This window comes from Salmonella sp. 2020_1459, assembly GCF_043847915.1.
Classification (GTDB): Bacteria; Pseudomonadota; Gammaproteobacteria; order Enterobacterales; family Enterobacteriaceae; genus Salmonella; species Salmonella enterica.
In genome coordinates, this window is sequence record NZ_JBCMFA010000008.1 from 114,158 (window position 1) to 136,952 (window position 22,795).

19 protein-coding genes are annotated in these 22,795 nt (G+C 51.6%); 13 read left to right on the forward strand and 6 right to left on the reverse strand.

Annotated features, from left to right (window positions below):
• Positions 1 to 29 precede the first annotated feature (29 nt).
• The gene (locus ACH0VJ_RS19605; protein WP_000433131.1) at positions 30 to 662 is read right to left on the reverse strand and encodes a LysE family transporter; all 633 of its coding nucleotides are present in this window, start codon (positions 660 to 662) and stop codon (positions 30 to 32) included.
• 231 nt (positions 663 to 893) lie between these two features.
• On the opposite strand from ACH0VJ_RS19605, the gene yahO reads away from it, so the two are divergent.
• Positions 894 to 1,169 carry a DUF1471 family periplasmic protein YahO gene (gene yahO / locus ACH0VJ_RS19610; protein ID WP_000848026.1) on the forward strand — a complete coding sequence of 92 codons (276 nt, stop codon included), beginning with the start codon at positions 894 to 896 and terminating at the stop codon, positions 1,167 to 1,169.
• A gap of 135 nt (positions 1,170 to 1,304) precedes the next feature.
• On the opposite strand, the gene prpR is transcribed toward yahO, so the two are convergent.
• Positions 1,305 to 2,930 carry a propionate catabolism operon regulatory protein PrpR gene (gene prpR, locus ACH0VJ_RS19615; RefSeq protein WP_000205274.1) on the reverse strand — a complete coding sequence of 542 codons (1,626 nt, stop codon included), beginning with the start codon at positions 2,928 to 2,930 and terminating at the stop codon, positions 1,305 to 1,307.
• Between the two features lie 265 nt (positions 2,931 to 3,195).
• On the opposite strand from prpR, the gene prpB reads away from it, so the two are divergent.
• The 4 genes from prpB (at position 3,196) to prpE (ending at position 8,791) form a co-directional block, all read left to right on the forward strand.
• Positions 3,196 to 4,083: a methylisocitrate lyase gene (gene prpB, locus ACH0VJ_RS19620; RefSeq protein ID WP_000052223.1), complete on the forward strand. Its 888-nt coding sequence runs from the start codon at positions 3,196 to 3,198 to the stop codon at positions 4,081 to 4,083.
• 122 nt (positions 4,084 to 4,205) lie between these two features.
• Positions 4,206 to 5,375, forward strand: a complete 1,170-nt coding sequence (gene prpC / locus ACH0VJ_RS19625; protein WP_000132748.1) for a 2-methylcitrate synthase — start codon at positions 4,206 to 4,208, stop codon at positions 5,373 to 5,375.
• Between the two features lie 37 nt (positions 5,376 to 5,412).
• Complete coding sequence (locus tag ACH0VJ_RS19630; RefSeq protein ID WP_001272701.1) at positions 5,413 to 6,864, forward strand: bifunctional 2-methylcitrate dehydratase/aconitate hydratase; 1,452 nt, start codon at positions 5,413 to 5,415, stop codon at positions 6,862 to 6,864.
• A gap of 40 nt (positions 6,865 to 6,904) precedes the next feature.
• Positions 6,905 to 8,791 carry a propionate--CoA ligase gene (gene prpE, locus ACH0VJ_RS19635; protein ID WP_000010206.1) on the forward strand — a complete coding sequence of 629 codons (1,887 nt, stop codon included), beginning with the start codon at positions 6,905 to 6,907 and terminating at the stop codon, positions 8,789 to 8,791.
• A gap of 103 nt (positions 8,792 to 8,894) precedes the next feature.
• Here prpE and hemB read toward each other — a convergent pair whose 3' ends face one another.
• Positions 8,895 to 9,869, reverse strand: a complete 975-nt coding sequence (gene hemB, locus ACH0VJ_RS19640; RefSeq protein ID WP_000130724.1) for a porphobilinogen synthase — start codon at positions 9,867 to 9,869, stop codon at positions 8,895 to 8,897.
• Between the two features lie 512 nt (positions 9,870 to 10,381).
• Between hemB and ACH0VJ_RS19645 the strand changes: the two genes are divergently transcribed.
• On the forward strand, positions 10,382 to 13,318 hold the full coding sequence (locus tag ACH0VJ_RS19645) for an autotransporter outer membrane beta-barrel domain-containing protein (protein WP_000556518.1): 2,937 nt from the start codon (positions 10,382 to 10,384) through the stop codon (positions 13,316 to 13,318).
• Between the two features lie 85 nt (positions 13,319 to 13,403).
• A complete protein-coding gene (iprA, locus tag ACH0VJ_RS19650; RefSeq protein ID WP_000950242.1) occupies positions 13,404 to 14,027 on the forward strand; it encodes a hydrogen peroxide resistance inhibitor IprA in 624 nt (207 codons plus the stop codon).
• 44 nt (positions 14,028 to 14,071) lie between these two features.
• Here the strand turns inward: iprA and ampH are convergent, their stop codons facing one another.
• Entirely contained in the window at positions 14,072 to 15,229 is a 1,158-nt protein-coding gene (gene ampH / locus ACH0VJ_RS19655; protein WP_000830784.1) for a D-alanyl-D-alanine-carboxypeptidase/endopeptidase AmpH, read from the reverse strand.
• A 346-nt stretch (positions 15,230 to 15,575) separates the two neighbouring features.
• On the opposite strand from ampH, the gene sbmA reads away from it, so the two are divergent.
• Together sbmA and yaiW are read left to right on the forward strand one after the other, a co-directional pair.
• Positions 15,576 to 16,796, forward strand: coding sequence for a peptide antibiotic transporter SbmA (gene sbmA, locus ACH0VJ_RS19660; RefSeq protein ID WP_000477024.1), 1,221 nt, complete (start codon positions 15,576 to 15,578; stop codon positions 16,794 to 16,796).
• Between the two features lie 14 nt (positions 16,797 to 16,810).
• Positions 16,811 to 17,905 (forward strand): surface-exposed outer membrane lipoprotein YaiW, encoded by a 1,095-nt coding sequence (gene yaiW, locus ACH0VJ_RS19665; RefSeq protein ID WP_001271421.1) that lies wholly within the window; start codon positions 16,811 to 16,813, stop codon positions 17,903 to 17,905.
• A 37-nt stretch (positions 17,906 to 17,942) separates the two neighbouring features.
• Here the strand turns inward: yaiW and ACH0VJ_RS19670 are convergent, their stop codons facing one another.
• Positions 17,943 to 18,251 carry a YaiY family protein gene (locus tag ACH0VJ_RS19670; protein ID WP_000763139.1) on the reverse strand — a complete coding sequence of 103 codons (309 nt, stop codon included), beginning with the start codon at positions 18,249 to 18,251 and terminating at the stop codon, positions 17,943 to 17,945.
• A gap of 267 nt (positions 18,252 to 18,518) precedes the next feature.
• On the opposite strand from ACH0VJ_RS19670, the gene ACH0VJ_RS19675 reads away from it, so the two are divergent.
• Positions 18,519 to 18,734: a DUF2754 family protein gene (locus tag ACH0VJ_RS19675; RefSeq protein ID WP_001239243.1), complete on the forward strand. Its 216-nt coding sequence runs from the start codon at positions 18,519 to 18,521 to the stop codon at positions 18,732 to 18,734.
• Positions 18,735 to 18,759: 25 nt separating this feature from the next.
• Here ACH0VJ_RS19675 and ddlA read toward each other — a convergent pair whose 3' ends face one another.
• Positions 18,760 to 19,854: a D-alanine--D-alanine ligase gene (gene ddlA, locus ACH0VJ_RS19680; protein WP_001096588.1), complete on the reverse strand. Its 1,095-nt coding sequence runs from the start codon at positions 19,852 to 19,854 to the stop codon at positions 18,760 to 18,762.
• 77 nt (positions 19,855 to 19,931) lie between these two features.
• On the opposite strand from ddlA, the gene ACH0VJ_RS19685 reads away from it, so the two are divergent.
• The 3 genes from ACH0VJ_RS19685 to iraP all read left to right on the forward strand — a co-directional run bounded on the left by ACH0VJ_RS19685 (position 19,932) and on the right by iraP (position 22,582).
• Positions 19,932 to 20,645, forward strand: coding sequence for an extensin family protein (locus tag ACH0VJ_RS19685; protein WP_000480782.1), 714 nt, complete (start codon positions 19,932 to 19,934; stop codon positions 20,643 to 20,645).
• Positions 20,646 to 20,813: 168 nt separating this feature from the next.
• Positions 20,814 to 22,025 (forward strand): multidrug efflux MFS transporter, encoded by a 1,212-nt coding sequence (locus ACH0VJ_RS19690; protein WP_000446768.1) that lies wholly within the window; start codon positions 20,814 to 20,816, stop codon positions 22,023 to 22,025.
• A 296-nt stretch (positions 22,026 to 22,321) separates the two neighbouring features.
• The gene (gene iraP / locus ACH0VJ_RS19695) at positions 22,322 to 22,582 is read left to right on the forward strand and encodes an anti-adapter protein IraP (protein ID WP_001518423.1); all 261 of its coding nucleotides are present in this window, start codon (positions 22,322 to 22,324) and stop codon (positions 22,580 to 22,582) included.
• The last annotated feature ends 213 nt before the right edge of the window (positions 22,583 to 22,795 follow it).

Genomic DNA, 22,795 nt, shown 5'->3' on the forward strand with positions numbered 1-22,795 from the left:
GTCCGGTAGCAAAGGCTACCGGGCAAACATTAGCGGTGCGTCACGCCTTCATAGAGAAGTCTGAGCGCAAACATCCCGATAATGGCGCCGATAACACGGCTGGCAATGCGCTGTATTCGTCCATAAGCGCGGCGGACAGCGGGGAGCGAAAAGGCCTGGCTGAGAAAAATACGCCAGATAACGGATGACAGCACAATTCCGGCCCAGGCCATTAACCTTGCCCATGTGGGCGTTTCTGCGCTAAGCGTTACGGAAAAAATACTGATAAAAAACAGTACGGTTTGCGGATTGGATAAATCGGTCATTAATCCCCGGCGAAAGAAAATTGTCCACGGGGCGGCAATCGGCGTCTGGAGCGTGCTCATTTGCGGCGTCGCCTGGTGGCGAATACTGTTCCAGGCGAACCATAATAAATAGGCGCCGCCGACAATTTTGATAAGAGAAAATACCGCTTCGCATTGCGTAATGAGCGTCGCCAGACCGAAAAGCCCCAGCCCGGAATAAAAGGCGTCTCCCGTGGCGACGCCCAGGCCGGTGATGACTCCCGCCCGGCGTCCTGATGCGAGGCTGGTTTGCACCACCACAAACAGATTCGCGCCGGGATTAAAAAAGGTTAACACAAACAGACTGACGGTAAGCACAACGGCATGAAACGGCTCCATAGGCAACTCTTCTCTTAGCCTCAAGAAATAACCTTCATCTTATTAATAGTCAAACCAGATGATTGCGAGTGAGATCACAAAGCAGGGGCGTTTTAATCCGCGTTGTTACGCCGACAGAGCGGGGGCTGACTGGATTTTTCCAGCAATCTACACTACTTATTTAATCAGTCCGAACGGCCTTTTTGTTCTGATAAAGCGATGATGGCGTAATAATAAAACGAGGGTTTTGCTATGAAAACTGGCTACAAGGTTATGCTTGGCGCATTAGCGTTTGTTGTGACAAACGTTTATGCCGCAGAAATTATGAAAAAAACGGACTTTGATAAAGTCGCCTCCGAATACACGAAAATTGGCACGATTTCCACCACCGGGGAAATGTCGCCGCTGGATGCCAGAGAAGATTTAATCAAAAAGGCGGATGAAAAAGGGGCGGATGTGGTGGTGCTGACGTCCGGGCAGACAGAAAATAAAATTCATGGTACGGCTGATATTTATAAAAAGAAATAAAAGCGTTGCATCATAAAAATACCCGCCTGGGTTTCCGGCGGGTATATTTATTCCTGGCAACCGGCATCCGTTTTGCCGGATGACGGCCTGCAGTAAACGTAGCGCCATCAGGCATTCAGGACGCGGTCATTTGTCTTAATTATCCGACTGGTCTTTGGCACCAGCTTTTAAACGACGCCACAGAGTGGTGCGGCTAATCCCCAGATAACGCGCCGCGGCGCTCTTATCGCCCTTAAAGCGCGCCAGTACATCCTGTAACGCGTTCGCATCCACGGTTGAAGGCGTCAGCTCTGCTGTGTTCACCATAAGCTCAGGTAATAACTGCCGCATAAATTGCCTGTCCAGCGTTGGCGCGGGATCGACGCTTAAAAAAAGCGCCAGGCGCTCCATCATATTACGCAGTTCGCGAATATTACCGGGCCAGCGCCAGGCCAGCAAAAGCGGCTGACACTGTGTCAATCCATGACGTATCGATTCGGTAAACGGAATTTCCATCGCCGCCAGCGACTGTTTTAAAAAGCTTTCCGCCAGCGGCAAAATATCAGCCTGCCGCTCGCGCAAAGGAGGAAGCGTCAGACGCAGAATACTCAGGCGATAAAAGAGATCGGGGCGAAAACGTCCTTGCATTATCTCCCGATCCAGATCGCAATGCGTAGCGCTGATCACCCGGACCTCCACCGGGATCGGCTGGTGTCCGCCGACGCGAGTGACGGCTTTTTCCTCCAGTACGCGCAAAAGTCGGGTTTGTAACGGCAAGGGCATTTCGCCGATTTCATCCAGAAACAGCGTGCCGCCGTGTGCGATTTCAAATAGCCCCGCCCGGCCTCCTCGTCGTGAACCGGTAAACGCACCCTCTTCATAACCAAACAGTTCCGCTTCCAGCAACGACTCGGTAATCGCGCCGCAATTGACGGCGACAAAGGGAGGGAATGGCTTATTCTGACGGTGAGGCTGGCGGTGAAAAAACGTCTGGTGAATCGCCTGCGCCGCCAGCTCTTTTCCGGTCCCTGTTTCCCCCTGAATCAGCACTGCCGCACGGGAGCGGGCATAGAGCGTAATCGTCTGGCGGAGCTGCTCCATTTGCGGCGACTGGCCGCGTATATCGCCCAGTTCATACCGGGTTTGTAATCCCTTGCCGGATGGGTAATCCACGCGCTGTCGCCGTGTCAGACGGGTCATATCCAGCGCATCATGGAAAGCCTGACGAACGGTCGCCGCGGAATAAATAAAGATGGCGGTCATTCCCGCTTCTTCCGCCAGATCGGTAATTAATCCCGCGCCGACGACGGCTTCAATACCGTTGGCCTTAAGTTCGTTAATTTGCCCGCGCGCGTCCTCTTCGGTGACATAGCTTCGCTGTTCAAGACGGAGGTGAAACGTTTTCTGAAAGGCAAGTAAAGCCGGAATGGTCTCCTGATAGGTCACGATACCGATAGACGAGGTGAGCTTTCCCGCTTTCGCCAGCGCCTGTAATACATCGAATCCGCTGGGCTTGATGAGGATCACCGGTATTGACAGGCGACTTTTTAAATAGGCCCCGTTCGAACCCGCCGCGATAATCGCGTCGCAGCGCTCGGTCGCCAGTTTTTTGCGAATGTAGGTCACCGCCTTTTCAAAGCCGAGTTGAATAGGCGTGATGGTCGCCAGATGATCGAATTCCAGGCTGATATCCCGAAACAGTTCGAACAGACGCGTTACGGAGACCGTCCAGATCACCGGTTTATCGCTATTATCGCGCGGAGCGCTGTGAGCAGTCGTCATCGCAGTAGGCTCATCTTTAAGGGGCGATTTTTTGTTTTAAACGTGTTTCATAAATGTTGCAATGAAACAGGGTGATTCGTTTCATGAAACGTTAGCTGACACGTTTTTCTTTTCCCTTAATCGCGCTTATTCATAACAGGCATTACTGTAATTGCCTGTTTTTAAATCTCATTGTATTTAATTTTCTCGCTGCCTCTTTGCCTGGCATAGCCTTTGCTTTGGTGAATACATCCTGAGTAACAATTTACTAACATGAGGACGAGATATGTCTTTACATTCGCCGGGGCAGGCATTTCGCGCCGCGCTCGCTAAAGAGAATCCATTACAAATTGTCGGCGCTATCAATGCCAACCATGCTCTGTTGGCCCAACGGGCCGGGTATCAGGCTATCTATCTTTCTGGCGGCGGCGTAGCGGCGGGCTCGCTCGGACTGCCGGATCTGGGGATTTCTACGCTGGATGATGTGTTAACCGATATCCGGCGCATCACGGATGTTTGCCCGCTGCCGCTGTTGGTGGATGCGGATATTGGCTTTGGCTCCTCCGCCTTTAATGTCGCGCGGACGGTAAAGTCCATAGCCAAAGCGGGCGCCGCCGCGCTGCATATTGAAGACCAGGTTGGCGCTAAGCGCTGTGGACACCGTCCAAACAAAGCGATCGTCTCGAAAGAGGAGATGGTAGACCGAATTCGGGCGGCAGTGGATGCGCGCACCGATCCGAACTTTGTGATCATGGCGCGTACCGATGCGCTGGCGGTGGAAGGGCTGGAGGCGGCTCTCGATCGCGCGCAGGCTTACGTGGACGCGGGGGCTGACATGCTGTTCCCGGAGGCGATCACCGAACTGTCGATGTACCGCCAGTTCGCCGACGTGGCGCAGGTGCCGATCCTCGCCAACATCACTGAGTTTGGCGCGACGCCGCTGTTTACGACCGACGAGTTGCGCAGCGCAAACGTGGCGATGGCGCTCTATCCGCTGTCGGCGTTTCGCGCCATGAACCGCGCCGCAGAAAAAGTCTATACCGTGCTGCGCCAGGAAGGGACGCAAAAGAACGTGATCGACATCATGCAGACCCGCAACGAGCTGTACGAAAGCATCAATTACTACCAGTTCGAAGAGAAGCTGGACGCGCTGTACAGGAATAAAAAATCGTAGCCTGTAGGCCTGATAAGGCGAAGCCGCCATCAGGCAATGCCGGATGGCACTACGTTTAACCCGCCTACGGTACGGCCTACACGCCTCAATACCCTACACATTACAATAATGACGAGGACAATATGACAGACACGACGATCCTGCAAAACAACACGCATGTCATTAAGCCTAAAAAATCGGTCGCGCTTTCCGGCGTACCTGCCGGAAATACCGCTCTGTGTACCGTGGGAAAAAGCGGTAACGATCTGCACTATCGCGGTTACGACATTCTCGATCTGGCGGAGCACTGCGAATTTGAAGAAGTCGCGCATTTACTGATCCACGGAAAATTACCGACCCGCGACGAGCTGAACGCGTATAAAAGCAAGTTAAAAGCGCTGCGCGGATTACCCGCCAATGTCCGTACCGTTCTGGAAGCGTTACCGGCGGCCTCGCACCCGATGGACGTGATGCGTACCGGCGTTTCCGCGCTGGGCTGCACCCTGCCGGAAAAAGAGGGACATACCGTCTCCGGCGCGCGCGATATTGCCGATAAGCTGTTGGCCTCGCTCAGCTCTATCCTTCTTTACTGGTATCACTACAGCCACAACGGCGAACGTATTCAGCCGGAAACCGACGATGATTCCATCGGCGGCCATTTCCTGCATCTGCTGCACGGTGAAAAGCCAACCCAAAGCTGGGAAAAGGCGATGCATATTTCGCTGGTGCTGTATGCCGAGCATGAGTTCAACGCCTCGACGTTTACCAGCCGGGTAATTGCCGGGACCGGCTCGGATGTCTACTCCGCGATTATCGGCGCGATTGGCGCGCTGCGCGGCCCGAAACACGGCGGGGCGAATGAGGTGTCGCTGGAAATTCAACAGCGTTATGAAACGCCGGACGAGGCAGAGGCGGATATCCGTAAACGCGTGGAAAACAAAGAGGTGGTGATTGGCTTTGGACATCCGGTTTACACCATCGCCGACCCGCGCCATCAGGTGATCAAACGGGTGGCGAAACAGCTTTCAGAAGAAGGCGGCTCGCTGAAGATGTACCACATCGCCGACCGTCTGGAAACGGTGATGTGGGAGACCAAAAAGATGTTCCCGAATCTCGACTGGTTTTCGGCGGTCTCCTACAACATGATGGGCGTCCCTACCGAAATGTTCACCCCGCTGTTTGTCATCGCCCGCGTTACCGGCTGGGCGGCGCACATTATTGAACAGCGTCAGGACAACAAAATTATTCGTCCTTCCGCCAATTATACCGGCCCGGACGATCGCCAGTTTGTGCCGATCGAAAAGCGTTGCTAATTAAAACCTCTAAATATAAAAACAGGAGTTGTACCCTATGTCCGCACATATTTCGAACATCCGCCCAGACTTTGACCGTGAAATCGTTGATATCGTTGATTACGTGATGAACTACGAGATCACCTCAAAGGTGGCGTACGACACCGCGCATTATTGCCTGCTCGACACGCTCGGCTGTGGTCTGGAAGCGCTGGAATACCCGGCCTGTAAAAAATTGCTTGGGCCGATCGTGCCAGGCACGGTGGTGCCCAACGGCGCACGCGTGCCGGGCACCCAGTTCCAGCTCGATCCGGTACAGGCAGCCTTTAACATTGGCGCGATGATCCGCTGGCTCGATTTTAATGATACCTGGCTTGCCGCCGAGTGGGGCCATCCTTCTGATAACCTGGGCGGTATTCTGGCGATTGCGGACTGGCTGTCACGCAACGCCGTCGCCGCCGGCAAAGCGCCGCTGACCATGAAACAGGTATTGAGCGGGATGATCAAAGCCCATGAAATTCAGGGTTGCATCGCGCTGGAAAACGCCTTCAACCGTGTCGGACTTGACCATGTGTTGCTGGTGAAAGTGGCCTCGACGGCGGTGGTCGCTGAAATGCTGGGGCTGACGCGCGATGAGATCCTTAACGCGGTATCGCTGGCGTGGGTGGATGGGCAGTCGTTGCGCACTTATCGTCATGCGCCGAATACCGGTACGCGCAAATCCTGGGCGGCGGGCGACGCTACCTCACGCGCGGTACGTCTGGCGCTGATGGCGAAAACCGGCGAGATGGGCTATCCCTCGGCGCTCACCGCCAAAACCTGGGGCTTCTACGACGTTTCATTCAAAGGTGAAACGTTCCGTTTCCAGCGCCCTTACGGCTCCTACGTGATGGAAAACGTGCTATTTAAAATTTCTTTCCCGGCAGAATTCCACTCGCAAACCGCCGTCGAAGCGGCGATGACGCTGTATGAGCAGATGCAGGCCGCGGGTAAAACGGCAGCGGATATCGAGAAAGTGACCATCCGTACCCACGAAGCCTGTCTTCGCATTATCGATAAAAAAGGCCCGCTCAATAACCCGGCGGACCGCGATCACTGTATCCAGTATATGGTCGCCGTGCCGCTGCTGTTCGGACGGTTAACCGCGGCGGATTATGAAGACGAGGTGGCGCAGGACAAGCGTATTGACGCCCTGCGCGAGAAAATCGTGTGTTATGAGGACCCGGCTTTTACCGCCGACTATCACGACCCGGAAAAACGAGCTATCGGCAATGCGATCACCGTGGAGTTTACTGATGGCTCACGCTTTGGCGAGGTTGTCGTGGAGTATCCGATTGGTCATGCGCGTCGCCGCGCCGACGGTATTCCGAAGCTTATCGAAAAATTTAAAATTAACCTGGCTCGTCAGTTCCCGACTCGCCAGCAGCAACGCATTCTGGATGTCTCCCTGGACAGAGCCCGCCTGGAGCAGATGCCGGTTAACGAATACCTCGATTTATATGTCATCTGAGCCAGCCAGCAGTAAGGCGTAAGTTCAACAGGAGAGCGTGATGTCTTTTAGCGAATTTTATCAGCGTTCCATTAACGAACCGGAGGCGTTCTGGGCCGAGCAGGCCCGACGTATCGACTGGCGACAGCCGTTTACGCAGACGCTGGATCATAGCCGTCCACCGTTTGCCCGCTGGTTTTGCGGCGGCACCACTAACTTATGTCATAACGCCGTTGACCGCTGGCTGGATAAACAGCCGGAGGCGCTGGCGCTGATTGCCGTCTCATCAGAGACCGATGAAGAGCGCACATTTACCTTCAGCCAGTTGCATGATGAAGTCAACGCTGTGGCCGCTATGCTGCTGTCGCTGGGCGTGCAGCGTGGCGATCGCGTATTGGTCTATATGCCGATGATTGCCGAAGCGCAGATAACCCTGCTGGCCTGTGCGCGCATTGGCGCGATCCATTCGGTGGTCTTTGGCGGTTTTGCCTCGCACAGCGTAGCGGCGCGGATTGACGATGCCAGACCGGCGCTGATTGTGTCGGCGGATGCCGGAGCGCGGGGCGGTAAAATCCTGCCGTATAAAAAGCTGCTTGATGACGCTATTGCGCAGGCGCAGCATCAGCCGAAACACGTTCTGCTGGTGGACAGAGGGCTGGCGAAAATGGCGTGGGTGGATGGGCGCGATCTGGATTTTGCCACGTTGCGCCAGCAGCATCTCGGCGCGAGCGTGCCGGTGGCGTGGCTGGAATCCAATGAAACCTCGTGCATTCTTTACACCTCCGGCACTACCGGCAAACCGAAAGGCGTCCAGCGCGACGTCGGCGGTTATGCGGTGGCGCTGGCAACCTCGATGGACACCATTTTTGGCGGCAAGGCGGGCGGCGTATTCTTTTGCGCATCGGATATCGGCTGGGTCGTCGGCCACTCCTATATCGTTTACGCGCCGCTGCTGGCAGGCATGGCGACTATTGTTTACGAAGGACTGCCGACGTACCCGGACTGCGGGGTCTGGTGGAAAATTGTCGAGAAATACCAGGTTAACCGGATGTTTTCCGCCCCGACCGCGATTCGCGTGCTGAAAAAATTCCCGACGGCGCAAATCCGCAATCACGATCTCTCCTCGCTGGAGGCGCTTTATCTGGCCGGTGAGCCGCTGGACGAGCCGACGGCCAGTTGGGTGACGGAGACGCTGGGCGTACCGGTCATCGACAATTATTGGCAGACGGAGTCCGGCTGGCCGATCATGGCGCTGGCCCGCGCGCTGGACGACAGGCCGTCGCGTCTGGGAAGTCCCGGCGTGCCGATGTACGGTTATAACGTCCAGCTACTCAATGAAGTCACCGGCGAGCCCTGCGGCATAAATGAAAAAGGCATGCTGGTGATCGAAGGGCCGCTGCCGCCGGGCTGTATTCAGACTATTTGGGGCGACGATGCGCGTTTTGTGAAGACTTACTGGTCGCTGTTTACCCGTCAGGTTTATGCCACCTTCGACTGGGGAATCCGCGACGCCGAGGGGTATTACTTTATTCTGGGCCGTACCGATGATGTGATTAATATTGCGGGTCATCGGCTGGGGACGCGAGAAATAGAAGAAAGTATCTCCAGCTACCCGAACGTAGCGGAAGTGGCGGTAGTGGGGATAAAAGACGCTCTGAAAGGGCAGGTGGCGGTGGCGTTTGTCATTCCGAAGCAGAGCGATACGCTGGCGGATCGCGAGGCGGCGCGCGACGAGGAAAACGCGATTATGGCGCTGGTGGACAACCAGATCGGTCACTTTGGTCGTCCGGCGCATGTCTGGTTTGTTTCGCAGCTCCCCAAAACGCGTTCCGGAAAGATGCTTCGCCGCACGATCCAGGCGATCTGCGAAGGCCGCGATCCGGGCGATCTGACAACCATTGACGATCCCGCGTCGTTGCAGCAAATTCGCCAGGCGATCGAAGAATAGCCGTAAGCCGGATAAGCCGCGTTCGGCAACGGGTTAGACTCAGCGACTGAATAGTGGGGTGTAAAGTCGGGAAAGGGCGGCAGCGCGCCGCCCTGTAACAGAATTAACGCAGAATATTTTTCTCAGCCAGATCCAGTGCGAAGTAGCTGAAAATCAAATCGGCGCCGGCGCGTTTAATCGAGCCCAGACTTTCCAGCACGACCTTTTCTTCATCGATGGCGCCAGCCATAGCAGCAAATTTAATCATGGCGTATTCACCGCTCACCTGGTAAGCGCCAAGCGGCAACTCTGTGCGTTCGCGGATTTCACGCAGCACGTCCAGATACGCGCCGGCCGGTTTCACCATCAAGCAATCCGCGCCCTGGGCTTCGTCGAGCAGTGATTCGCGAATCGCTTCACGGCGGTTCATCGGATTCATTTGATACGTCTTGCGGTCGCCTTTTAACGCGGTACCCGCTGCTTCACGGAAAGGGCCGTAGAAAGAAGAGGCGAACTTGGTGGAGTAGGACATTATTGCCGTATCGGTAAAACCGGCGGCATCCAGCGCCTGGCGGATAGCCTGGACTTGTCCATCCATGGCCGCGGAGGGCGCAATAAAATCTGCTCCAGCCGCCGCCGCGATAACGGCCTGCTTGCCGAGGTTGGCCAGCGTCGCATCGTTATCCACACCGTGTTCGCACAACACGCCGCAGTGGCCGTGCGAGGTGTATTCGCAGAAGCAGGTGTCGGACATGACGATCATCTCCGGCACGGTTTGCTTACAGATGCGGGACATTCTTGCCACCAGACCGTCTTCTTTCCAGGTATCGCTGCCGGTGTCATCAGTATGGTGAGAAATGCCGAAGGTCATAACGGAACGAATGCCAGCATTTGCGATACGTTCAATCTCTCGCGCCAGCTGCTTTTCCGGGATACGCATTACGCCGGGCATGGCATCAATAGCTTTGTAATCGTCGAGTTCTTCTTCAACAAAGATCGGCAACACCAGGTCGTTCAGGCTAAGTGTTGTCTCTTCAAACATAGCGCGCAGCGCAGCGGATTTGCGCAGGCGGCGAGGGCGATGGATAAGGTCTGTCATGGTCTGCCTGATGTTTGTGGAATCGAAGGCCCAGTATACCTGAATCTGCAGGCAGATGTTTTACGAAAACGGTCCTTAACGTAGCAGGCGCAGCCCCGGCGGCGGCGGAACATGGCGCTTCTTTTATATACCGAAGATTAATACCTCAGGCACTATATCATTTTAAATAAGAATTAGTTTTACGTTGTTTTTAGTTTTATTTCATCGTCATTTAAGTAAATGTGGGTTTTAACATTATTCATGTTTATTTTGTTTTTCTTTAATCTATATTTATCTTATATGTATTTTGTTTTTTTATTTTCTTGTAAGGTCATGAAAAAGAATGCTTTTCAATTATAAAACTTCCTTTTATTACGTCTTTTTAATTCATGTCCGAATCCGGACTGAGGATAAAGAATAATTGAACCTTTTAGCAATGACGCCGCATAATCCTTCTTGCTAAACATCTGTATGTTTTTATGCATTGATAATTGATGGATCAACTATATTACGTCCCTGAGGAGGGATGACAAATGCACTCCTGGAAAAAGAAACTTGTAGTCTCACAATTAGCATTGGCTTGCACTCTGGCAATCACTTCTCAGGCGAATGCTACTACTTACGATACCTGGACTTATTACGACAATCCTACCACCGCGCTTGATTGGAATAATATGGATGCCGCAGGCACTGTTGATGGTAACTATGTAAACTATAGCGGTTTCGTTTACTACAACAATGCCAATGGTGATTTCGATCAGACGTTCAACGGTGACACTGTTAACGGTACGATTTCTACCTATTATCTGAACCATGATTATAATGACGCAACCAGTAATGAGCTGAATATTAGTAATTCAGTTATTCATGGCTCGATTACTTCCATGCTGCCGATTGGTTATTACGATCGTTTTGATACGTTGGATCACGATGGGTATTCTGAATATTATCGGTTCAACAACGGTACTGATACTGTTGACGGAAACTGGTATGACGGTGATGTGTTCACGCTGAACATCGCTAATTCCACCATTGATGATGATTATGAAGCGTTTTACTTCACTGATTCCTATAAGGATGGTGATGTAACTAAGTACACAAATGAAACATTCGATGTCAGCGAAGGCGTGGCGGTGAATCTTGATGTAGAAAGCAACATCAATATTTCCAACAATTCCCGTGTTGCAGGTATTGCCTTGTCTCAGGGAAATACTTACAACAACACTTACACGACGGAATCCCATAACTGGGATAACAATATTAATGTATTTGACTCTACTGTAACTTCCGGTTCAGATTATATCCTGGATAGTGCTTATACTACTGACACTGGTACTTTTGGCACAGGTCACTTTGGCAATTCCGATGAGCCGAGCGATTATACTGGTGCTGGCGACGTTGCATTATCTTTCACTGATGACAATGGTGCTTCAGACTATGCAATGAAGAACAATGTGTACTTCAGTAATTCTACGCTGATGGGTGATGTCAAATTTACCAGTAACTGGAACGCCAATTTCGATGCTGATGGTGATGATACTAACGGTGATGGTGTTCCTGATACCAACCATGGCTGGGCTGATGACGGCCTCAACGTCGACGAACTGAACCTTACACTTGATAATGGCAGTAAGTGGGTTGGTCAGGCGACTTATACTGTTGATACAACGTCCCGTATGTATGATGTTGAAACGAACAGCCTTACTCCAGGCGCAACATTGGAAGATAATGCCTGGAATCGTATCGTTGGTAATGAAGTTTTCCAGAGCGGCGTGTTTAACGTGACGCTGAACAATGGTTCTGAATGGGACACCGTTGGGGACTCGACTGTTGATACGCTGGCTGTAAACAATGGTTCTCAGGTTAATGTTTCTAATTCTGATTTAACATCAGACACCATTGATTTGACTAATGGTTCTTCACTGAACATTGGTGAAGGTGGTTATGTTGACACCGATCACCTGACAATTGACTCCTATAGTACTGTTGGTTTGACCGAATCTACTGGCTGGAGTACTTACTCAAACCTGTATGCTAATACCATCACCGTAACTAACGGTGGTGTGTTGGATGTGAATGTTGGTCAGTTTGATACCGAAGTATTCAGCACTGATAAACTGGAACTGACCAGCGGCAATACTGCTGATCACAACGGTAATGTTGTTTCTGGTGTGTTCAATATCCATAGCAGCGATTATGTTCTGAACGCTGACCTGGTGAACGACCGTACCTGGGATACCACTCAGGCTAACTATGGTTACGGTACTATCGCAATGAACTCTGACGGTCACCTGACCATCAACGGTAATGGCGATATCAACAACGGCGACGAACTGGATAACAGCTCTGTTGACAACGTTGTAGCGGCTACCGGTAACTATAAAGTTCGCATCGACAACGCTACTGGTGCCGGTTCTGTTGCGGATTACAAAGGCAACGAGCTGATTTATGTCAATGACGTAAACACCGACGCAACCTTCTCTGCAGCAAACAAAGCTGACCTGGGTGCTTACACCTATCAGGCTAAGCAGGAAGGCAACACTGTCGTGCTGGAACAGATGGAACTGACCGACTACGCTAACATGGCGCTGAGCATTCCTTCTGCGAACACCAATATCTGGAACCTGGAACAAGACACCGTTGGTACTCGTCTGACCAACGCTCGTCATGGCCTGGCGGATAACGGCGGCGCATGGGTAAGCTACTTCGGCGGTAACTTCAACGGCGACAACGGCACCATTAACTACGATCAGGATGTTAATGGCATCATGGTCGGTGTTGATACCAAAGTTGACGGTAACAACGCTAAGTGGATCGTTGGTGCGGCAGCAGGTTTCGCGAAAGGCGATCTGAGCGATCGTACCGGTCAGGTGGATCAGGACAGCCAGTCTGCCTACATCTACTCTTCCGCTCGTTTCGCAAACAACATCTTTGTTGACGGTAACTTGAGCTACTCTCACTTCAACAACGATTTGTCTGCTAACATGAGCGACGGTACTTACGTTGACGGCAACACATCTTCTGACGCCTGGGGCTTCGGCTTGAAACTGGGTTATGATCTGAAGCTGGGTGATGCAGGCTACGTAACGCCTTACGGCAGCGTATCCGGTCTGTTCCAGTCTGGCGACGACTACCAGCTGAGCAATGACATGAAAGTTGACGGTCAGTCTTACGACAGCATGCGTTATGAACTCGGTGTAGATGCAGGTTATACCTTCACTTACAGCGAAGATCAGGCGCTGACCCCGTACTTCAAACTGGCTTACGTTTACGACGACTCCAACAACGATGCTGACGTAAACGGCGACTCTATCGACAACGGCGTAGAAGGTTCTGCGGTACGTGTTGGTCTGGGTACTCAGTTCAGCTTCACGAAGAACTTCAGCGCCTACACCGATGCTAACTACCTCGGCGGCGGTGATGTTGATCAAGACTGGTCTGCAAACGTTGGTGTTAAATATACCTGGTAATCATTTTCTCTCAGGAGAAATAAAGGTAATTTAAACTGAAAAATGCCCGTCAAGGACTTGACGGGCATTATTGCAAGGAATGCATATGTTATCTTTAAGCAAGCCACTACAGGAATTCTACAGACTCGATAAATGCCTTTCTAAGCATGGTACGCGTTTCGAGTTTGTTAACGATAAAGAGATTATCTGTTCACCTGATGAAAGTAATACCCATACCTTTGTTATTTTAGAGGGGGTTGTTTCGTTAGTTCGGGGTGATAAAGTTCTTATTGGTATTGTGCAGGCCCCTTTTATTTTTGGCTTAGCCGATGGCGTGGCGAAAAAAGAGGCACAATATAAATTAATTGCGGAGAGCGGTTGCATCGGTTATCGCCTCTCATCATCACAAACTCTCGCCATCATTGAGCAGAACCAACTGTGGCGTGAAGCCTTCTGTTGGATAGTATGGAAAAGTCAGGTACTGGAACTTCGTGACAAGCAGCTCATTGGTAATAATTCTTACGACCAAATTCGTGCGACGTTAATGACAATGATTGAGTGGGATGAAGAACTTCGCTCACGTATTGGTGTTATGAATTATATTCATCAACGAACGCGCGTATCGCGATCGGTGGTGGCGGAAGTTCTCGCGGCCCTGCGTAAGGGTAATTACATTGAAATGAATAAAGGCAAACTGATCAGTATTAACCGTTTGCCCTCCGAATATTAACAAAAATGTTGCGCCTCGTCTGATATAGCGCGAGGCGCGACGACTCAGGATGCAGGAATAGCAATCGGTTTATTGCCGCTTAGCTCAGTAACCAAATCGTTAATCCCGTCGCTCATATTGGTAAAACGAGTGAGGGGGGAACGGGTTACCACCACAAAAGCGCCAATATTATATTGCGGGATCATCGCCATATAGGTAATAAAACCGCCGCCGCCTCCTGTTTTCTGGATAATGCCAGGACGTCCGTCTTTTGGCGCCATATAGACCCAACCCAGACCGAGCGCGTCGGCTTTACCCGGTACGTCCATCCCGATGATTTTCTTTAACTGTATGCGCTGATAAATCAACGTTTGCATACGATCGGCCTGTTGGCTACGGTGATAGAAATCTGACGACAGATACTGTTGCATCCAGCGCATCATATCTCCTGGCGTAGAATAGACCCCACCGCTGCCAATGGCTGCCAGCGTATTATTACAGGGGCTTGCGCCTTTTTCTGCCACCATCAGACGCTTACACTGATCGGGAGAAGGGGTAAACGTGGTGTCTTTCATTCCCAGCGGGCGGGTAATCTTTTCTTCAAACAGTTGCGTATAAGGTTTGCCGGAGGCGGTCGCCAGCGCGTCGGCTAACAGGTCGAACGCCAGATTGGAATAGGCCGCCTGTGAACCGGGCGCGACTTTTAACGTTGCTGTGGAGAGCCAGTTCCAGCGTTGTTCGCGGGTTGGCCAGACAAATACCGGACGATGCGCCGCGCCGCCGGGCTGTTCTCGCGGAAGCGCGCTGGTGTGGGTCGCTAAGTTGACCAACGTAATCGGCGTGCCTTGATACGTCGGGACACGCGCGCCGGGAGGCGCATATTTGCTGAGAGGATCGTTTAATTTTACCGTTCCCTGATCGAGCAATTTTACCAACATTTCACTGGTCATGAGCTTGGTGAGAGAAGCGATACGAATGACCGAATCAAGCTGTGGACGAACATTATTGCCCGGTCTGGTGTCACCGAAACTACGAAACACGCGTTGATTGCCGTCGATCACCACCAGCGCCATGCCCGTGGCGCCGCTACCATAAAAGATATGCTCGGCATAACGATCAACGATATCAGAGGCAAAAACCGGATCGGCAATCGGCTGAGCCGCCTGGACAGAAGTAAGTGATGCCGCAAACAGCATGGCAGTAAAAAGCAGACTACGTTTCAACGGTGATGTCCATAAGTGAAATAACGGTGGTTATGCGTATTTATACTACCCGGCGGCACATTGCAAAACGTTAAAGAGAAAAAAGTGGGTGAAAAAACGTAACGGCGGGTTTTCGTGATGGAGAATGTTTACTTTTGTGATAGAGCGCTTGTGATAACCTGATAGCGTCAGCGTGCCTGCTGTGTATGAAACTCGTCGAAACAATTCTGTTGAGCAGAAATGCGAACTAAGCGTCACAACGTAGGTCACAATGCCTGGTTTAGCCCTTTCATTTGCGTGGGCATGGCGTGCTATTGCCGCCGTCACAGCAGCCGTAATAAAGATAAGAAGTTAGCAGGAGAGCATGATGTTTAAATCTTTTTTCCCAAAGCCAGGGCCGTTTTTCATGTCGGCGTTTGTTTGGGCGCTGATCGCCGTCATTTTCTGGCAGGCGGGAGGAGGAGATTGGGTGGCGCGACTTGTAGGGGCATCCGATGAAGTGCCTATCAGCGCAGCGCGCTTCTGGTCGCTGGACTATCTGATTTTTTATGCTTATTACCTGATTTGCGTGGGATTATTTGCAACGTTCTGGTTCATCTATAGCCCGCACCGCTGGCAGTACTGGTCGATACTTGGCACCTCGCTCATTATTTTTGTCACCTGGTTTTTGGTGGAGGTTGGCGTCGCGGTTAACGCCTGGTACGCGCCGTTCTATGATTTGATTCAAACGGCGCTCAGCTCGCCGCACAAGGTCACTCTTGGTCAATTTTATCATGAAGTGGGGGTGTTTCTCGGTATTGCGCTTATCGCCGTGGTGATCGGTGTGCTGAACAACTTCTTTGTCAGCCACTATGTATTTCGCTGGCGTACCGCAATGAATGAGCACTATATGGCGCACTGGCAGTACCTACGCCATATCGAAGGGGCCGCCCAGCGTGTGCAGGAAGATACCATGCGTTTTGCCTCTACACTGGAGAATATGGGCGTGAGTTTTATCAATGCCATCATGACGCTCATCGCCTTTCTGCCGGTGTTAGTCACCCTGTCAGCGCATGTGCCGAATTTACCCATCGTAGGGCATATCCCTTACGGCTTGGTCATTGCCGCCATAGTCTGGTCATTAATGGGGACGGGCCTGCTGGCGGTCGTCGGGATCAAATTGCCAGGGCTGGAATTTAAAAATCAGCGAGTGGAAGCCGCTTATCGTAAGGAGCTGGTCTACGGTGAAGATGACGCCAGCCGCGCCACGCCGCCCACCGTCCGTGAACTGTTTAGCGCGGTGCGCCATAACTACTTTCGTCTCTACTTTCACTATATGTATTTCAACATCGCGCGCATTCTCTATTTGCAGGTCGATAACGTTTTCGGTTTGTTCCTGCTGTTTCCTTCCATTGTTGCCGGTACGATTACGCTGGGGCTGATGACGCAAATCACCAACGTGTTTGGCCAGGTGCGCGGTTCGTTCCAGTATTTGATTAACTCCTGGACGACGCTGGTGGAGCTGATGTCTATTTATAAACGTTTACGTAGCTTTGAACGCCAGTTGGATGGTCAGCCAGTTCAGGAAGTGACCCACTCTTTTAGCTAACAGAAGGAAACGTTATGTCGGCGGCGTCCCGTCTTTATCCTCTGCCTTTTCTGGCGGTTGCCATATTGGCTGGCTGTAGTAGTCAATCCGGGCAGCCGGTGAGCAAGGGCGAGAAGCCTGTCGACGTGGCAAGCGTAGTACGTCAGAAAATGCCAGCCAGTGTCAAAGACAGAGAGGCCTGGGCGAAAGATATCGCGACAACGTTTAAGAGCCAGGGGCTGGCGCCGACGGTAGAAAATATCTGTTCGGTGCTGGCTGTCGCCCAGCAGGAGTCCGGTTATCAGGCGGATCCTGTCGTGCCGGGGCTAAGTAAAATCGCCTGGCAGGAGATTGATCGCCGCGCTGAACGACTACACATCCCGCTGTTTCTGGTGCACACCGCGCTGAAAATTAACTCCCCCAACGGCAAGAGCTATAGCGAACGCCTGGACACGGTAAAAACCGAAAAACAGCTTAGCGCTATTTTTGACGATTTTATCAATATGGTCCCTATGGGGCAGACGCTATTTGGCTCATATAACCCGGTGCATACGGGCGGCCCGATGCAGGTCAGCATTGCCTTTGCCGAACAGCACGCGAAAGGCTATCCGTGGAAGATGACGGGTACGGTACGTCAGGAGGTCTTTACGCGCCGTGGCGGGTTGTGGTTTGGAACCTACCATTTGCTGAATTACCCGGCGAACTACAGCGCGCCTGTTTTCCGCTTCGCCGACTTCAACGCGGGATGGTACGCCAGCCGTAACGCTGCGTTCCAGAATGCCGTCAGTAAAGCCAGTGGGGTAAAACTGGCGCTGGATGGCGATCTGATTCGTTATAACAGCAAGGAACCGGGCAAAACAGAGTTAGCGGTACGCAAACTGGCAGGGCAGTTGGGAATGAGTGAGCGTGAAATTCGCAGCCAACTGGAGAAAGGCGATAGCCTGGCGTTTGAAAAAACGGCGCTCTACAAGAAAGTCTATAAACTGGCCGAGGCCAAAACGGGCAAGACGCTTGCGCGGGAAATGTTGCCCGGTATTCAACTGGAAAGTCCGAAGATCACACGCAAGCTGACGACCGCCTGGTTTGCTAAACGAGTTGATGAGCGGCGGGCGCGGTGTATGGGGCGATAAATTTCGCGCTGGGATACTTTCTCCAGCGCGCTAAGGTTTATTGGTGACGGTGACGCCAGCGTAAAAACGCGGCGATAACGGCGAAAATGAGGCAGCCCGTGAGGAAGGGCACCAGGCCAAAAATCGTCCCGACGCCCAGCCCAATCTCTACCCGCGGTCGACCTGTATCCTGTACCTGCATCAGATGCTCATAGATGCCCGGCGCATGAACCAGCAGGTTTAAGAGTTGCGCTCCGGCCCAGAAGCAAAACAGTACAAATATGGCGTAAGCAATATTTCCGGGCGTAGAGGAGGTTTCTCGATGCTTCCCGCTGAACAGCGATTTTGAGAGAGTGAAATCAGCCATAAAGACCTCCAGGATGATCGGCTACGATCTGGCGTTATGCCATCGGCTTACTGTGAAGTCTGACAGGTCATTGTGTTTGTCAATATCAGAATCATGGTAATTTCACATACGGAATGTATCCATCGCGTAAATTTTTGTTAGTTGTCACAAAACGATCACTTTTATCAAAATCAATTAACATTTAAGAAATTCCGTATCCCCCACAGACTCGCTCGCCAGAAGTATGCAAAAATACGTTTTTGTTACTGTTAATACGTCGGAGTCGTTATGCGTTTGCCTGTAAAAATTCGTCGTGACTGGCACTACTATGCCTTCTCTATTGGCCTTATCTTTATTTTGAATGGCGTCGTAGGATTGCTGGGTTTTGAGGCTAAAGGATGGCAAACCTATGGCGTTGGGCTGGTAACATGGATTATTAGCTTCTGGCTGGCGGGGTTCATTATTCGCCGGCGCGAAGAGGATGAGGTAAAAGACGCCCGATAAACGTTGCGCTATCGGGCGTGCGCTATTACATCGTGGTTTTTAAGGCGTTATTCGCCGTATGGCGTTCCAGCGCCAGCTCAATCAGACGGCTGATCAAATCGGTATAGCCCAGTCCGCTCGCCTGCCAGAGTTTTGGATACATACTGATATTGGTAAAACCTGGCAGCGTATTGATCTCGTTAATCACGACCTCATTGTCTGCCGTTAAGAAGACATCGACACGCGCCATACCCGCGCATCCCAGCGTCTGATAAGCCTGGATCGCGATCGCGCGGATCTTGTCATTCACCTCGGAAGGGATCTGCGCAGGCACGACAACTTGTGCGCCATTATCATCAATATACTTAGTATCGTAGGCGTAAAATTCGCTGTTCAGTACGATTTCGCCGCAGGTACTGGCCTGTGGGTTATCGTTACCTAATACGGCGCATTCGATCTCGCGCCCTTTGATCCCTTGCTCCACCACCACTTTATGATCGAATTCGAAAGCCAGCGCGACCGCCTGCTGATATTGCGCTTCGTTAGCGACTTTACTGACGCCGACCGAAGAGCCCTGATTGGCGGGCTTAACGAACAGCGGCAGTCCCAGACGGGATTCAACCTCGGCAAAACTAAACGCGTGACGATTCGTTCGGGTGAGTGTAATAAACGGGGCGATATTCAGTCCGGCATCGCGTAGCAGTCGTTTGGCGACGTCTTTATCCATGCAGGCTGCGGAGCTCAGCACGTCTGAACCGACAAACGGTAAGTTTGCGACGCGCAGCATCCCCTGCAATGAGCCGTCTTCGCCCAGCGTACCGTGGACGATAGGAAAAATAACATCTACCGTCGGTAGCGGCTGCCCGTTCTGAGCGTTAATCAATTGGTGTTGGTGTTTGCCAGGCACCTGGGCCAGACTGATTGCCGAAGGACGTAGCGCGATATGTGCCGGATCGTCTGCATTCTGCAAATAATTTTCCGCATCGTTAACATGCCATTGTCCCGCCTTATCTATCCCTAACAGCACCACGTCGAAGCGGGTTTTATCGATCGCATCAACGATATTTTTCGCTGATTGCAAAGACACTTCATGTTCCGCCGACTTACCGCCAAATACTATTCCTACCCGCAATTTCGCCATCTTAAAAACCCATTCCATCGAATGCAAAGCGTATACATTACCACGACAAAACGCGGGTTTCGCGGGCTTCTGCCATAATGTTTATGGGATGTGAGAACGGAGGCCGCGTGAGAGGTAAGGATTTTCTGATTATTGTGCTGTTGGGCGGCATTGGCGGGCTGGGATATCGTTATCTTCCCTCTTATTATAATCCTTTTGCTCCGCTACAACTTGCCGATCCGCCAGGCTGGATCACTACCTTCAAACTACAGCGCCTGACGCCGTCGCAGTGCCGGGAGCTTTTGACGGCGGCCAATCAACAGGGATTAATTTCATCACAACCTGTTGCGGATAGCGCTGGTGAATGTCCCTTATCCCATGTTGTGCGCGTCAGAGATTTTGGCCAGGTAAAACTGAGCAGCAGTTTTTTAGCCTCCTGCCCGTTGGCGCTGCGCTCCGCGCTGTTTGTCGAACAGCAGGCAAAACCTTTAACAGAAACGTGGATGAAGCGCCGCCTGACCCGTATCGAACATCTGGGCAGCTATGCCTGCCGTAATATTTATCACCGCCCGGATGCGCGTCGCAGTGAACATGCCAGCGCAGAAGCGCTGGATGTCAGCGGGTTTCAGCTATCGGATGGCCGAAAAATCACTGTCCTGCGCGGCTGGGGGCGTCAGGAGACGGGGCCCTGGTTACGCGCTATGTTAAACGCCAGTTGCCATTATTATGGCAATGGGCTCGGGCCTGACTATAACGCTGCGCATGCTAACCATTTTCATCTTGGAATGCGGGGCTACGGCGTGTGTCGTTAAAGCATAAACGTCTGCCTTGCGCGGCTATATAATGTGACATGTTTCACAAAAATGATGAACGGGGAGACAAAATAGCAAAGTGTGACGTATCGCACCTCTGGAACCACCAGGAAAAAGAGAACTTGCTAAGCTAACGCGTATTTTCAGCTACTTACCGTTACGAGTCTTATGGAATCCTGGAAAGTTAATCTAATTTCCGTTTGGTTTGGATGTTTTTTTACCGGGCTGGCAATCAGCCAAATCCTGCCATTCTTACCCCTTTATATTTCCCAGCTTGGCGTCTCTTCCCATGAAGCGTTATCAATGTGGTCCGGGTTAACGTTTAGCATCACGTTTCTTATTTCCGCCATTGTGTCGCCGATGTGGGGCAGTCTCGCCGATCGTAAAGGGCGTAAACTGATGCTATTGCGCGCGTCGCTCGGGATGGCGATAGCTATTCTACTGCAGGCATTTGCGACCCATGTCTGGCAACTTTTCCTGCTGCGCGGAATCATGGGGTTAACGTCAGGCTATATCCCCAATGCCATGGCGCTGGTAGCCTCTCAGGTACCACGCGAACGTAGCGGCTGGGCGCTCAGTACGCTTTCTACCGCGCAGATCAGCGGCGTTATCGGCGGGCCGTTAATGGGCGGCTTTGTCGCGGATCATATCGGGCTGCGGGCGGTATTTCTGATTACCGCCATGCTGTTGGTGGTGAGCTTTCTGGTCACGCTATTTTTAATTAAAGAAGGCGTGCGTCCGGTCATCAAGAAAAGCGAACGCCTGAGCGGTAAAGCCGTTTTTGCGTCGTTACCTTATCCTGCGCTGGTGATCAGTTTGTTTTTTACCACGATGGTCATTCAACTCTGTAATGGTTCCATCAGTCCAATCCTGGCGCTGTTTATCAAATCAATGATGCCGGACAGTAATAACATCGCCTTTCTTAGCGGGTTAATTGCCTCGGTGCCCGGTATCTCTGCGCTTATCTCCGCGCCTCGCCTGGGAAAACTTGGCGACAGAATCGGCACGGAAAGAATTCTGATGGCCACGCTTATCTGCGCAGTGCTGCTTTTCTTCGCGATGTCCTGGGTCACCACGCCGTTCCAGCTGGGGCTGTTACGTTTCTTGTTAGGCTTTGCCGATGGCGCGATGTTACCCGCCGTACAAACGTTATTGGTGAAATACTCCAGCGATCAAATTACCGGACGTATTTTTGGCTACAACCAGTCATTTATGTACCTGGGCAACGTGGTTGGGCCGTTGATGGGCGCGACGGTATCGGCGATGGCCGGTTTCCGCTGGGTTTTTATCGCTACGGCGGCGATCGTGTTGATCAATATCGGGCAACTGACCCTGGCGTTACGTCGTCGGCGTAACGCGCAAAAAGCGAAAGGCCAATAGCGGTGCATCGTAACGGCGCTTCTGCCGTTACGATATGGTTTAAATTAAAAGATATATTCTTTATCCGTGAAGTTTTTCTATAGATGGCATAACCTTAAATTATGATATAGCGTGATTATTGTTTTTTGATGGTTTATTATCGTCTCGTTTTCGGTCTGAGAAACGTTTCGCTGCGGCGACAGTGATAATTATTTGTGTAAAGTTCTTCCTGTATCATAAAAATAGTACTTTCAGCCTCTAGGCAGTGGTTCTTCATAGTGATAACGTCACCCTGGAACTAATAAGGAAATATGGTCATGAAAAATCTCATAGCAGAGTTGTTGCTTAAGCTAGCCCAAAAAGAAGAAGAGTCGAAAGAACTGGTTGCTCAGGTAGAAGCGTTAGAGATTATCGTCACAGCAATGTTACGTAACATGGCGCAAAACGAGCAGGAGATGTTGATACGTCAGGTAGAGGGGGCACTTGAAGGCGTAAAGCCGGATGCCAGCGTTCCTGATCACGATACGGAATTGCTGCGCCAATATGTAAAAAAGTTGCTGAGACACCCCCGGCACTAATCGTATTTAAAACAACACAGTTGTTATAACGTTACTTTTATGAAATAACATAGCCGCTTCGTTTTTATTTTCTTCTGGGTAATACAGAGCAAAATAAAAACGAAGCGGCTATGGTAATAACAGTGTAACGTTATGCGCTGTTCTTCTGCATCCTGCCAGTGTAACTGTGGATAATCGAATTGCACATTAGCCTACGGTTTGTCAATCAATAAA

Coding starts and splice junctions, on each gene's coding strand:
- iraP (WP_001518423.1), top strand. CDS start 22,322: ATGAAAAATCTCATAGCAGAGTTGTTGCTTAAGCTAGCCCAAAAAGAA.
- ACH0VJ_RS19645 (WP_000556518.1), top strand. CDS start 10,382: ATGCACTCCTGGAAAAAGAAACTTGTAGTCTCACAATTAGCATTGGCT.
- ACH0VJ_RS19690 (WP_000446768.1), top strand. CDS start 20,814: ATGGAATCCTGGAAAGTTAATCTAATTTCCGTTTGGTTTGGATGTTTT.
- ACH0VJ_RS19685 (WP_000480782.1), top strand. CDS start 19,932: ATGTTTATGGGATGTGAGAACGGAGGCCGCGTGAGAGGTAAGGATTTT.
- ACH0VJ_RS19670 (WP_000763139.1), bottom strand. CDS start 18,251: ATGGCTGATTTCACTCTCTCAAAATCGCTGTTCAGCGGGAAGCATCGA.
- prpR (WP_000205274.1), bottom strand. CDS start 2,930: ATGACGACTGCTCACAGCGCTCCGCGCGATAATAGCGATAAACCGGTG.
- ACH0VJ_RS19605 (WP_000433131.1), bottom strand. CDS start 662: ATGGAGCCGTTTCATGCCGTTGTGCTTACCGTCAGTCTGTTTGTGTTA.
- ACH0VJ_RS19630 (WP_001272701.1), top strand. CDS start 5,413: ATGTCCGCACATATTTCGAACATCCGCCCAGACTTTGACCGTGAAATC.
- prpE (WP_000010206.1), top strand. CDS start 6,905: ATGTCTTTTAGCGAATTTTATCAGCGTTCCATTAACGAACCGGAGGCG.
- yahO (WP_000848026.1), top strand. CDS start 894: ATGAAAACTGGCTACAAGGTTATGCTTGGCGCATTAGCGTTTGTTGTG.
- ACH0VJ_RS19675 (WP_001239243.1), top strand. CDS start 18,519: ATGCGTTTGCCTGTAAAAATTCGTCGTGACTGGCACTACTATGCCTTC.
- prpC (WP_000132748.1), top strand. CDS start 4,206: ATGACAGACACGACGATCCTGCAAAACAACACGCATGTCATTAAGCCT.
- sbmA (WP_000477024.1), top strand. CDS start 15,576: ATGTTTAAATCTTTTTTCCCAAAGCCAGGGCCGTTTTTCATGTCGGCG.
- iprA (WP_000950242.1), top strand. CDS start 13,404: ATGTTATCTTTAAGCAAGCCACTACAGGAATTCTACAGACTCGATAAA.
- hemB (WP_000130724.1), bottom strand. CDS start 9,869: ATGACAGACCTTATCCATCGCCCTCGCCGCCTGCGCAAATCCGCTGCG.
- yaiW (WP_001271421.1), top strand. CDS start 16,811: ATGTCGGCGGCGTCCCGTCTTTATCCTCTGCCTTTTCTGGCGGTTGCC.
- prpB (WP_000052223.1), top strand. CDS start 3,196: ATGTCTTTACATTCGCCGGGGCAGGCATTTCGCGCCGCGCTCGCTAAA.
- ddlA (WP_001096588.1), bottom strand. CDS start 19,854: ATGGCGAAATTGCGGGTAGGAATAGTATTTGGCGGTAAGTCGGCGGAA.